The sequence below is a fragment of the Arthrobacter sp. GW822-FHT05G07 genome (genome assembly GCF_058799755.1).
Genome location: NZ_JBXALT010000021.1, coordinates 1 through 10,047 on the forward strand (window position 1 = coordinate 1; position 10,047 = coordinate 10,047).

At 62.8% G+C, this 10,047-nt stretch carries 11 protein-coding genes; 7 read left to right on the forward strand and 4 right to left on the reverse strand.

All coding sequences use genetic code 11. From position 1 onward, the window contains the following. Positions 1-83 precede the first annotated feature (83 nt). The 7 genes from otnK (AC1RJY_RS23875) to AC1RJY_RS23905 are packed head-to-tail and all read left to right on the forward strand — an operon-like array spanning position 84 to position 6,519. Positions 84-1,382, forward strand: coding sequence for a 3-oxo-tetronate kinase (gene otnK / locus AC1RJY_RS23875; protein ID WP_498603694.1), 1,299 nt, complete (start codon positions 84-86; stop codon positions 1,380-1,382). Then, on the forward strand, positions 1,369-2,535 hold the full coding sequence (locus AC1RJY_RS23880; RefSeq protein ID WP_498603695.1) for a lactonase family protein: 1,167 nt from the start codon (positions 1,369-1,371) through the stop codon (positions 2,533-2,535). Before otnK (AC1RJY_RS23875) ends, AC1RJY_RS23880 begins: the two co-directional genes overlap by 14 nt. Before the next feature lie 12 nt (positions 2,536-2,547). After that, positions 2,548-3,903: a TRAP transporter large permease subunit gene (locus AC1RJY_RS23885; protein ID WP_090826424.1), complete on the forward strand. Its 1,356-nt coding sequence runs from the start codon at positions 2,548-2,550 to the stop codon at positions 3,901-3,903. A 21-nt stretch (positions 3,904-3,924) separates the two neighbouring features. Then, positions 3,925-4,206: a hypothetical protein gene (locus tag AC1RJY_RS23890; protein WP_400287711.1), complete on the forward strand. Its 282-nt coding sequence runs from the start codon at positions 3,925-3,927 to the stop codon at positions 4,204-4,206. A gap of 10 nt (positions 4,207-4,216) precedes the next feature. Beyond that, on the forward strand, positions 4,217-4,930 hold the full coding sequence (locus AC1RJY_RS23895) for an aspartate/glutamate racemase family protein (RefSeq protein ID WP_498603697.1): 714 nt from the start codon (positions 4,217-4,219) through the stop codon (positions 4,928-4,930). Continuing rightward, a complete protein-coding gene (gene otnC, locus AC1RJY_RS23900; RefSeq protein WP_498603699.1) occupies positions 4,927-5,553 on the forward strand; it encodes a 3-oxo-tetronate 4-phosphate decarboxylase in 627 nt (208 codons plus the stop codon). Before AC1RJY_RS23895 ends, otnC begins: the two co-directional genes overlap by 4 nt. Before the next feature lie 42 nt (positions 5,554-5,595). Beyond that, positions 5,596-6,519, forward strand: a complete 924-nt coding sequence (locus AC1RJY_RS23905; RefSeq protein ID WP_498603700.1) for an AEC family transporter — start codon at positions 5,596-5,598, stop codon at positions 6,517-6,519. A gap of 40 nt (positions 6,520-6,559) precedes the next feature. On the opposite strand, the gene AC1RJY_RS23910 is transcribed toward AC1RJY_RS23905, so the two are convergent. The 4 genes from AC1RJY_RS23910 to AC1RJY_RS23925 all read right to left on the reverse strand — a co-directional run. Beyond that, positions 6,560-7,558 carry an amidohydrolase family protein gene (locus AC1RJY_RS23910; RefSeq protein ID WP_498603702.1) on the reverse strand — a complete coding sequence of 333 codons (999 nt, stop codon included), beginning with the start codon at positions 7,556-7,558 and terminating at the stop codon, positions 6,560-6,562. A 138-nt stretch (positions 7,559-7,696) separates the two neighbouring features. Next, a complete protein-coding gene (locus tag AC1RJY_RS23915; RefSeq protein ID WP_498603704.1) occupies positions 7,697-7,999 on the reverse strand; it encodes a putative quinol monooxygenase in 303 nt (100 codons plus the stop codon). A gap of 42 nt (positions 8,000-8,041) precedes the next feature. Next, positions 8,042-9,319, reverse strand: a complete 1,278-nt coding sequence (gene otnK, locus AC1RJY_RS23920; protein ID WP_498603705.1) for a 3-oxo-tetronate kinase — start codon at positions 9,317-9,319, stop codon at positions 8,042-8,044. Beyond that, positions 9,316-10,047: hypothetical protein (locus AC1RJY_RS23925; protein WP_498603707.1), on the reverse strand; the 732-nt coding region annotated here is incomplete at its 5' end. The genes otnK (AC1RJY_RS23920) and AC1RJY_RS23925, both read right to left, overlap by 4 nt.

The following is a 10,047-nucleotide window of genomic DNA, read 5'->3' on the forward strand; positions in this document are numbered from 1 at the left end:
AACAAAACCACCCGCCCGGCGTGCACGCACATTGCCCAACTTCCGGCAGGAGGCCATGCGTCCGTGTCCGGAAACCCCACGAAATGGTAGGAACAACAGTGATAGGTGTCATCGCCGATGATGTGACCGGTGGTACTGACGTTGCCGTCGCTTTCCGACGTGCCGGACTGGCAACAGTCATTCTGTTCGGCTCGCCCGATTCGGAGACGATCCTGCCGTACCATGACGCTGTGGTCATTGCATTGAAAACAAGGACCCTGCCGGTAGACGACGCCGTCGCCGAATCCCTGCGCGCCGCAGAATGGCTTAAAAACCATGGCGCCTCGCAGCTCTATTTCAAATACTGCTCCACCTTCGATTCCAAACCCGAAGGCAACATCGGCCAAGTAGCCGACGCACTGGCCGATCTCCAGGGTTCACGTCTGACGGTCGTTGCTCCGGCCTCACCTGAACACCGCCGCACCCAGTACATGGGTAATCTGTTCGTCGCCGAACAGCCACTGGCCGAGTCTCCGATGAGCCACCATCCCTTGACGCCGATGACCGATTCCAACATCGTCCGGCTCCTCAGTGCCCAGACGGAGCGTCCCGTAGAACTCGTCAGCCAAAAAACGGTACGTGCAGGCGCCCGGGCAATCCGGGAGTACCTCGATGAGATGGCCGGCCGCGGTGTCCGCTATGCCGTCACGGATGCCATTACCGCTAAAGACCTGCAAGCCATCGGTGATGCCTGTCGCGACGATGTGCTGGTTACAGGCGCCGCCGGATTGGCCGGGGGGCTTGGTCGATCTCTGGCCGGGAACCGGGGAAGCAGCCAAGACCACGAACAGGACCCGGTCGGAACCGGGCGGGCAGTCGCTTTGGCGGGAAGCTGTTCGGCCCGGACCCGGGAACAGGTCTCTTACATGCGCGAGCAGGAACCCTCGTTCTTCCTCGACGCTGTCGCAAACCCGGACCCTGTACAGCTGGCAGAATCGGCCCTTGCCTGGTTCGGGACACTGCCTCATGACGCCCGGCCGCTGATCTACTCAACTCTAGAACCCGGAGAGCTGCGCCGAACCCAGGAGATTTTGGGCACCGAAAGATCCTCCGCCATCCTCGAAAAGGCCACCGGTTTGATTGCCCGTGGGCTCGTTGAAAGGGGCGTGCGCCGAATCGTCACTGCCGGAGGCGAAACCTCCGGTGCGGTTGTCCAGGCATTGGGCGTCCAGGGCGGGACCATCGGTACGGAAATGGCCCCCGGGGTGCCATGGATCTACACCACAGGGCAGATTTCCATCGCTTTGCTTTTGAAATCCGGCAACTTCGGGGACCCCGGGATGCTGGCCCAAGCCGTCCACGCGGACGCCAACGCCGGGGAGGCCAGCCTTGCCGGTCACTGAACTTGCCTATGTTGGTTCACGAACCAGCGTGCTGCGCGAGGGGCGCGGCAGCGGGCTGGAAGTCTTTGAAATCCTCGACGACGGACGCTGGCTTCCCCGGCAAACGGTGGGCATGGACAACCCCAGTTTCATGATCCTCAGTCCAAGAAGCACACAGCTATACGTTGCCCATGGCGACGGGAACCAGATCAGCGCCCTGGAGCTGGACTCGGCGACCGGACGCATCGATTACCGCGACACGGTCGATGCCGGGGGAGTGAACCCGGTCCATTTGGCACTCAGCCCGGACCAGCAATTTCTTGTGGTGGCCAACCACAACAGCGGCACCGTAGCCAGCATCCGGATACTCCCGGATGACAGCCTCGGCCCGGTATCAGGTCTGCTGTCCTTCGAGGGTGAAACCGGGCCGCACCGGCGTGACCAAAACAGTTCCAAACCCCACCAGGTGGTCTTCGACGCCACCGGTTCGTATGCACTGGTCCCGGACAAAGGTTTGGATTCAATTTTCACGATCTCGATCGACAGCACCGGATCCCTGACGTGGCACCAGGACCGGACCATACGGTTGCGGGAAATGTCTGGACCACGGCACGTGGCGTTTTCACCATCGAACAAGTTCGTGTACTCGATCGAGGAATTCCTTTCAACGGTGACCACCTACAGTTGGGACGCCGCCACGGGCACACTTCGCCCTATCCAGTCCACGTCCGCACTGCCCGACACTGTGACCGGGGACAGCCGCGGGGCAGAAATCGCGGTCAGCGCCGACGGGAAGCATGTTTATGTCTCCAACCGCAGCGGACCCGGAGACCACTCACCCGGTGGTGAGTTCCCGGACACTATCGGCACGTACGACGTCGATCCCGACACGGGCCGTCTTGGCCCCGGACGCTGGACCGAGACCCACGGCATCAGGCCCCGTTTCTTCTGTTTGGACGCCGAAGCGGGGGCATTGCTCGTCGCCCACGAACGGGGACACTCCATCGCAGCCCACCCTTTGGATCCAACCACGGGAACTCCCGGTCCGCCGGTGTTCCGAGCTGCCACCGGCAGTCCCGTCGCGATCTTGAGGCACCGCCTCCCGGTCTCCGCAGAAAACGGCAAGCCGTCACCAGAGCACCGCGTCGACGCAGACCGTTCGTCCACCCTCTAGAAAGGAGATGACGTGGGAATCGCCGTCTGGGCGCTGATCGTCTATCTCATCACCATCCTCGTGTGGGCCACCGTCGTTAAACGGGGCATCGGCGAGGCAATGATTGTCGGCTTCCTCGTGCTGTGCCTGTTTGGCGGAGCCGACTTCTTCGCGCTTCTGGGCACAGGCCTCGGGGAAGCCTTCAAGCAGCCTGTGGTCTTCGCGGCGATGTCCTTCACCTTTATCGGATTCGTGCTGACGCAGACCGGCATCATCCACCATCAGGTCCATATCCTGAACTCCATGCTTGGCCGACTCCGCGGTGGCGCAGGCTACGTCTCCACCCTCGCCTCTGCAGGCTTCGGGGCGCTGACCCACTCCGCGTCTGCGAATGCAGCCACCATCGGATCGGTCACGATTCCATGGATGGAACGCTCAAACTGGCCCAAACACATCGCCTCCTCCGTCGTTGCAGGAAACTCCGGCAACGGCACGGTCATCCCGCCCAGCGCCTCCTATCTCATCCTTGTGGGGCTTGCCACCGTGGGGCCGAACATCGACAAGAACGCCACCCTGGTAGCGATGTTCGTCGTCGCCGGATACTGCGTGCTGTGGAGACTGCTGTGCATCTTCTACTTTGTGCGGCGCTACAAAATTGCCAAGGTCTCCGGTGAAGAACTCATGCCGCTGCGACGGTCCCTGAAGCAGGGGTGGCGATCATTGATCGTCTACCTGGGCATAGCCGTGCCGATTCTTCTTACCGTTGGCGTCGGCGCTGAGCTCATCGCCCGCCTGCTCGGCGACAAGGGACCCGATGCCGTCAAAGCGATCGACATCCTGCTGTGGATCCCCGTCCTCCTGGGCATCCTCAGCCTCATCATTGGTCGTAAGCAACTGCCGTCCACACCTCGTGCGTGGTACACCTTCATCGCCAGTACAGCCCCACGGTTTAAGGACATCGGCGCAACCCTGGTGTTCTCCTTCGCCGGTAGTGCGGTCCTTCTTGCCCTTGGTTTGGACAAGCAGCTGCGTGATGCCCTCACCGGCCTGAACGCGCCGGCCATCGTCACAGTTCTGATCATTGTGGTGATCATAGCCCTGGTGGGTGGTCCGCTGAGTGCCACGGCCACGGCCGCGACCCTCGGCGGCGGTGCGTTCGCAGTCCTCGTGGCAGCAGGAGTTCACCCGGCGCTGGCTGTTTGCGCCATCATGGTGGCCATCTCAACAGAAGGTGCGTCCCCGCCTGGCGGTCCGTCCATCTTCATCTCAGCGAGCATCGCGGAAGTGAATCCTGCCAAAACGTTCGTGCCGCTGGTGGTGTTCTACGTGGTGCCGTTCCTGATCATCCCCGTGGTGGTGGCGTTCAACCTGCTACCCATTCCCCACTAGCCGGACCAGAAAGGCTGATAAATGTCTTCACAAAAACACATCGACGCCGGCCCCGGCTTTGGGCCACGCCGCAAAGCACTGATCCGTGTCCTGACCATGATCTTCGTTGCACTCCTGGTAGCAATGCTGCTCCTGGGGACGGTGCTTGTCCTGCTCCAGCTCGCGGGGTTGCTGATCGGTAGCAGTGACTTCATCATCGGGGTGTCCAAGACCTTGGGGCCGCTCACGTACTGGGTCGCTGCTGCGTTTGGAACATTCACCCTCATCCTTGCCATGGCACATGGCTGGAAATCCGCCGACTAGGAGACGCACCGTGACCCATCATCAATCCAACCCGCTGATCTCGCTGATCAGTGCGACCCCGGTGGCGATCCCGCCCGCTACCGGGGCTTTTCATGAGGTTTTTCCTGAAGCCAGATTATGGAACCTTCTCGATGACCGCCTTCTAGACGACGCTACAGCCCAAGGGGGCGTCACCGAGGGGCTGGCCGAACGCATGACCCGATTGATTCGCCACGCCGAAACCGAGGGTGCGGACGGAATCCTTCTGACGTGCTCCATGTACGGGCCCATCGCCGAAAGGCTCGCAGCTGAGCTGTCCATCCCGATCCATGCCCCCGACGCGTCAGCATTCAAGGCCGCTTTGTCCGGCGGCTACCAGCGCATCGTGTTGCTGGCCTCCGCCAAAGGGCCGCTGGAAGACGCGCTGGAGCGGTTCTCGGCAGCAGCAGCCTCAGCCGGTCAGGACATCGCCGTCACCGGCATCGTTGCCGAGGGGGCAGCGGCAGCCGCAGCGGACGCAGACACGGAACGCCTGAGCCGCGCGCTCGAGGCAGCCTGCAGAGATCAGGAAGATTCTGATGCCGTCTTACTGGCCCAGTACTCGCTTTCCCCGGCGGCCGAGGCCTTGGCCGCTGCCCTCGACAAACCGGTTCTGGCGGGCCCGAAACTTGCAGCCGCCACCCTCCGGTCTCAACTGCTGGGGAACCCAACCTCTGCAACGACCCCCAAGAAAGAGAATGCATGAGCACCGAAAGCCGCCTCCGCGAAAGCGTCGTGGACGCAGCCCGATCCATCTTCAACCGGGGCCTGACTCACGGCCGAACAGGAAACATCAGCGTCCGCTGGGGTGACGCCATTCTGGTTACCCCGACGGGCAGCAGCCTGGGGACTGTCCGGCCGGACGAACTCTCAGTCATTGACGCCGCTGGAACGCATGTCAGTGGCAACAAGCCCTCCAAAGAGGCCTTCCTGCACGCGGCTGTCCTCCGGGCCCGTCCGCAGGACACTGCAGTGGTACATACCCACTCGACATATTCGGCCGCCGTGTCCTGCCTGGAACACACCGCGACCGGCAGCGCCATCCCACCGCTGACGGCCTACTTCGCCATGCGGGTAGGAACCCTTCCCTTGCTGCCCTATCACGCACCGGGGGATCCGGCGCTGGAGGGCCTGGCCGAGGCTACAGCTGCCGAACACCTTGCCATGCTGCTGAGCAATCACGGCCCCGTCGTGGCAGGCAAAGATGTGGACAGTGCCATGGATGCACTTGAAGAGCTTGAGGAGACGGCCAAGGTCTACCTGCTCCTGCACGGACGCGCCACGCGACCGCTCACGCCCGAGCAGGCTGCCGCTGCCGCACGAATCTGATCTGTGGCCCCTGTAAAGACGTCCTGCACGGACGGGGGCTGAATGGGCGGGATCTTCGCAGGATTCGCGCTCGTTGGCACAATTATCCTGGTTGGCTACTTGGCTGGACGGGCCGGCATCGCCGGCCCGTCAGCTGGGCCCGTCTTGTCCAGGATCGCCTTCTTCATCACCAATCCAGCCCTCCTCTTTACCATTTTGGCGGGCTCGGAACTCGGTGACATCTTCTCTGCCCTGGTGCCCTTGGCCCTTGCTGCGGCTGTACTGACGTGCCTGCTTTACTGGGGCCTGAGTGCGCTGTGGTTTCCCCGCAAGGGTGCAGAAATCGTCGTGGGCGCCATGGCAAGCTCCTACGTCAACGCTAATCACATTGGGATTCCCGTCGCGGTCTACGCGATTGGCAACGCCACTCCGGTTGCCCCGGTCTTGCTCGTGCAGTTGCTGGTGCTCTCGCCACTGTTTCTCCTGCTCCTTGACCTCACGACAGGACAGAGGCCCACGCTCAGATCGTTGATCGCCCAACCGGTGCGGAATCCGATGATTATCGCCTCATTTCTGGGGGCCGTTGTGGCCTGGACCGGGCTGGAGCTGCCCCCCTTGATCTGGGATCCGCTCAAGGTCCTGGGCGGGGCGGCCGTGCCGCTGGTCCTGATGGCCTTTGGTATGAGCTTGCCCGGGAGCAGGCCATTGCGGTCCGGCGGGGCTCGGACCGACGTACTGGTCGCCAGTGGACTCAAAGCCGCCATCATGCCGGCACTGACGTTTGTCCTCGCCCGCTACGTCTTCGGCGTGGATGATGCGCAAGCGTTCGCCGCCGTGATTATGAGCGCCCTGCCGACAGCCCAGAACGTGTTCCTGTTTTCCAGCCGCTACGACAGAGGCGCCGCTATCGCCCGCGACTCAATCCTGCTCACCTCAGTTGCTGCCATACCTGCCGTGCTTGCCGCCGCGGTGCTGATGGGCCGGTAGCCCGGGCACGGCAGCGGCTCCGCGCCCGGGGTTGTCCCAGTCAGAACCCGTACAGCTTTTCCGGGTTGTCCACAAGAATTCTCTTACGGTCCTGTTGTCGCGGAACCCAGGACGCGAACAGATCCAGCATGGCGGCATCGTCGGGCATGGGTACCTCACCCCGGGAAGCGGTAGGGTGGGGCCAGTCGCTGCCCCACAACATGCGCTCAGGGGCGGCCCGGGCAAAAGCCGAACCAACTGCGGCGCGGTCGCTGTAGGACTGGGGTCCTACCGGTGATTCGTGGTAAACGCCGGAGAGCTTAACCCAGGTGGTTCCCTCATCGATGAGTCGAAGAATGGCAGCGTACGCAGGATGTGCGGTCCCTGTGACTCCCGGTATCCTGCCCATGTGGTCGATGACCAGCTCGGTGGGCAGGTCGCTGATCCGAGCAAGGTTTTCCTGGATTCCCTCTGCCGTCATATGGATCTGCACATGCCAGCCAAGGTCCGCAACACGTTCGGCCAGCGGCCGGATCAGTTCCGCCCCGGCACCACCCGGGCGGGTGAGGTTGAAGCGGATTCCGCGGATTCCGCCGTCGTTCATTTCCCGTAGTTGCCCGTCCGTGAAGGTGTTGTCGATCACCGCTACTCCACGGGCATCCCGGAGCCCTAACTGTGCGATGGCGTCGAGCGTGCAGCGGTTGTCTGTGCTGTAGTTCGACGGTGTGACGACCACGGTGCGCTTGGTGCCTGTGCGGCGTTGCAGGAGACGGTAGTCGGCAACTGTTGCCTTGGGCGGCGGAGTCGCGGTTGGCAGGGGATACGGGAATCTGTCGGGATCGAAGATGTGCATATGGCAATCTGTGGCCTGGCCGGGGATCCGATAGGAAGCCCTTTCCGTTCCGGCAGAGAAGGGCGCCGGCCTCTCGGACGTGGCCTGTGCTGCCGCCCCGCCGCCGGCCGCCAGGGCCACGCCCGCCAGGGCCCCCCGGACCAGTGTGCGGCGGTTGAACGAACCGGCGGCGAACAGGGCTGACTCTGGCCGTAGGGGATCTGTCATTGGGTCTCTCCTTTGAGGAATGCTCCGCCCATCTCCAGACAAGTGAGGCGGGCCACATCCATCATCGGATAAAGTGGTCGGCCAGTCAACCACTTTTGGTGCGGGTGGTGGCGTCATCCTGGACGCCGGACAGCTTCCTTAGAAGGACGCGATCATGGGCCCGCCGGTTTCGCGCTGGCTTCCGGGGACGACGACGCGTGTGGAGATGTCCTTGTAGGCCAGAAAATGCTGGGCTTTGAGGTGCTCTTCCTCAAAGGCGGCACGATCGGTGTAAACCTCGTAGAAAGCGAAGGTGTTTGTTCCACCGCCCAGCTCGATGACGTCGAAGCGAAGGCACCCCTCTTCATCCCGGACAGACGCCTCGGCGTTTCGCGTGATGGCCTCCAGAAACTCTTTCCGCCCCTCGGGCTGTACCTCCAGCGTGACCCACAGACTGTACATCGATGTTCCCTTTTCCCTTCATGGTCAGTTGTTGGGAACAGGCTATACGGCCACGGTCGTTCGGGGGCTCACCGCCTGGACGAGGAAGTCGACGTCGCCGAAGTTTCCTGATTTCAGGAGTAGGGCCAGTGGACCGTTGTGTGAGGTATGAATCCAGGGGACGCCAGGCGCAGCCTCGGAACCGATCAGTCCGCCGCTGACGTGGAGGGCCGTCACCACGGAGCCTGAGGTTTCGCCACCTGCGACGACCACTCGCTGCACCCCCCGCATGACCAGTTCACGGGCGATGAGGCCCATGGCTGTCTCCAGAATTTCAGCCGAAGCGGTGACCCCGAGCCTGCGCTGGGATTCACGGAGCTTCTCCGGCGGCAACGAAGAGTAGATCAGCGGGGCAGTGCCGGGCAGTTGCTCGTCGTACCAGGCCAGGGCGGCTTCAGAGAGCAGGGAGGAGTCCGGTACCGCTACAGCATCGAGCTGGTATGAGGGGTGTCCAGCGGCCTGCATTGCTTCGATTTGCTGGAGCGTGCGGGCGGAACAGGATCCTGCCAACGCGACCGCCGGGCCGTCGTGGCCGGACCCGTCATTGAGGGGTGCCGGTTTGCGGGTGGAGGTGTTGCGTTCGGCGATTGCCGTTGCCAGCCCGCCAGCAAGACCGGCCGCTCCGGAAACGAAGGGGTGATCGATGACCACCCTGCCAATGGTGGCAAGGTCGCCGGACTCAACTGCATCTACCACGGCATAGGGGATTCCGGAGTTTTGCAGCCCGGCGATCGCAGCGGTCAGTGCTTCGGTTCCAGAATGGACCTGCTGCAGGGTTACCAAGGAGACGGCGCGTGCTGTTTGGGAGCGGAGCAGTTCCGGCACGCGCGAATCCGTCATGGGCGTCAAGGGGTGATGACGCATTGGTGAGTCCGACAGGAGCTGATGGTGGACGAATAGATGACCGTTGTACTGGGTGCGTCCGTGCGAGGGAGAGCTGGGCACCACGACGGTGACACTGCTGCCGGTCAGGTCCGCCAAGGCATCATTGACCGGACCGATGTTTCCGGCAGGGGTGGAATCGAACGTTGAACAGAACTTGAAGAAGAGCTGCTTCGCACCGGCGTCCAAGAGCTTCCGGCCCGCAAGCAACGACTGTGCCACAGCCTGATCGGCAGGCAGGGTGCGGGTTTTGAGCGCAATGACCACGACGTCGGCTCCGTCGTTGCTCGAGACGACATCCGGGACGCCGAATTGGATCAGGACGCGGAGTCCTGCGCGGCGGAATGCGACAGCAACATCTGTGCCGCCCGTGAAGTCATCGGCAATGACACCGATCATCGTGTACCTCCAAGAATGGTGCGGCGAAGTGCCGCGGCTGAGCTGATGGGGCCGGAGAAAACCGGTATGCCTGTGGTGGATTGAAGTTCCTTGGCCGCGGATGCCAGGGAATATTGGGCGAGCAGAACGGCGTCGGGAGGTGACGGCTGTTCCTTGACCACTATGGCCAGGGCGGTGACGAGTTCCTCTGTGCTGCCGTGGAGGGCAGCGTGCTTGGCTCCAGGAACAACAGCACCGCGGGTCTCCACTGGGACGCCCCGCCCGGCGGACTCGTTGATAAAGCGGTTTATCGCGACTGTCAGTGGCTGATGGTCGCTGGCGAGCACCAGAACTGATCCCGGAACCTGCGCGAACAGCCCATCCAGGGCCATCGCATCAGGATCGAGCAGAGGGACTGGGCACTTTTCGGCATAGGACTGAACAGCCGTTGCGTAAACGGGGCAGGTGAGGAGGACAGCATCCGCACCCTCAAGCACCGCATGGGTGATCAACCGGTGCATCCGCTCGGCCAAGGACCCGGTCACACCTCGGACGTCCGCATCTTCCTGCAACTGGTCATCGAGGATGTTCCACAGCCGCGCTTCGGGGAACCCTGATGCAAACGCCTCGTTCGCCGGCCCAAGGGCGGCCGGGTTGGCGCTGATAAGCGCAACCAACGGACGCGTCTCTGCGGAGGACATCGTGCCTTCTTCTGCTCTCTGGGCCCAGTGCCGGGCGGGGTGGTTTTC

What these genes read in the sequence shown, in the direction of transcription:
- otnK (WP_498603694.1), top strand. Translation starts at nt 84, where the DNA reads ATGGTAGGAACAACAGTGATAGGTGTCATCGCCGATGATGTGACCGGT.
- AC1RJY_RS23890 (WP_400287711.1), top strand. Translation starts at nt 3,925, where the DNA reads ATGTCTTCACAAAAACACATCGACGCCGGCCCCGGCTTTGGGCCACGC.
- otnC (WP_498603699.1), top strand. Translation starts at nt 4,927, where the DNA reads ATGAGCACCGAAAGCCGCCTCCGCGAAAGCGTCGTGGACGCAGCCCGA.
- AC1RJY_RS23905 (WP_498603700.1), top strand. Translation starts at nt 5,596, where the DNA reads ATGGGCGGGATCTTCGCAGGATTCGCGCTCGTTGGCACAATTATCCTG.
- AC1RJY_RS23910 (WP_498603702.1), bottom strand. Translation starts at nt 7,558, where the DNA reads ATGACAGATCCCCTACGGCCAGAGTCAGCCCTGTTCGCCGCCGGTTCG.
- AC1RJY_RS23915 (WP_498603704.1), bottom strand. Translation starts at nt 7,999, where the DNA reads ATGTACAGTCTGTGGGTCACGCTGGAGGTACAGCCCGAGGGGCGGAAA.
- otnK (WP_498603705.1), bottom strand. Translation starts at nt 9,319, where the DNA reads ATGATCGGTGTCATTGCCGATGACTTCACGGGCGGCACAGATGTTGCT.